Source organism: Porphyromonas gingivicanis JCM 15907, assembly GCF_000614585.1.
Lineage (GTDB): Bacteria > Bacteroidota > Bacteroidia > Bacteroidales > Porphyromonadaceae > Porphyromonas > Porphyromonas gingivicanis.
On the sequence record NZ_BAKX01000020.1, the window covers coordinates 1 to 1,392 of the forward strand.

Below are 1,392 nucleotides of genomic sequence, written 5' to 3' on the forward strand. Positions count from 1 at the left end.
GGAGTGTAATGCGCCCATCAGTAGCTGTTAACTCGTACTTGTATCCTCCCTTATGTGTTACGCCTTGCACTGTAAAGGAGCCTTTACTCTCAATCCCGAGAGTGATCTCCTCGCCGACCTTCTTGCTGGTCGTCATGGTAATAAATCCACTCTCTCCCTCATAGGGTACGCCTATCCAATTCCTCTCACCATTAGCATCTGTTCCTCCGTTGTAGTCTCTAACCTTCCAGCCTTTGCTCTTAGCCTTTGCTGCAGAGGATTGGGTTAGGTAATTCCCTTCGTTGGGGTTCTTGGTATCAACGGCAACGAAGAAGCCCAGCTCTTCTTCATCTTCAAGGTCAGAAATATTAGGCAACTGCGCTACAAGTCGATCCATAGATGCGCGATCAATTCTATTTCCAGATACCGATAAATCTACTAAGTTCTTATTTTGACTTACATCGAGTTGGGTTAATTTATTTTCATGGAAAACCAGCTTCTCCAACTTTGTATTCTTCGTTACATTCAATTGTTTCAACTTGTTCCCAGAGCAATCCAGCCACGTCAACGCTGTATTCTTTGTTACGTCCAATTGTGTCAACTGATTGTTAGAGCAATATAGCCACTCCAACGCTGTATTCTTGGTTACATCCAACTGTGTCAACTGATTGGTATAGCACCCCAGCTTCTCCAACGCTGTATTCTTTGTTACGTCCAATTGTGTCAACTGATTTTCTGAACACCACAACTCCGTCAAGTTCGTATTCTTCGTTACATCCAACTGTGTCAACTGATTGTTAGAGCACACCAGCTTCTCCAACGCTGTATTCTTTGTTACGTCCAATTGTGTCAACTGATTGTTATCGCAATCCAGACGAGTTATATTTCCTTTGAGTGTAATGCGCCCATCAGTAGCTGTTAGTTTGAGCTCGTATTTGATTACGCCACCATACGATCCCTTCTCCCTATGCGTTGCGCCTTCCACTATGCAGGAGCCTTCTCTCTCAATCCAGAGAGTGAGCACCTCGCCGACCTTCTTGCTGGTCGTCATGGTAATAAATCCACTCTCTCCCTCATAGGGTATGCCTTCACCATTCCACTTACCATTAGCATCTCTCCCATTATTGTAGTCTCGAACTTTCCAGCCTTTACTCTTAGCCTTTGCTGCAGAGGATTGGGTTAGGTAATTCCCTTCGTTGGGGTTCTTGGTATCAACGGCAACGAAGAAGCCCAGTTTTTCTTCCTCCTCAGGGATAGAAATACTCGGCAACTGCTCTACGAGACTATTCATGGATGCGCGTTTAATTCTATTTCCAAACACCCGTAACTTTACTAAGTTCTTATTTTGACTTACATCCAACTGTGTCAACTGATTGTTATAGCAATACAGCCACTCCAACTTTGTATTCTTCG

The 1,392-nt window shown here is 44.1% G+C and carries 1 protein-coding gene; it reads right to left on the minus strand.

Features of this window, described 5'->3' with window-relative positions; genetic code table 11:
- Positions 1-1,392 (minus strand): leucine-rich repeat domain-containing protein (locus JCM15907_RS12505; protein WP_148297522.1); only part of this gene is annotated, 1,392 nt, incomplete at both ends.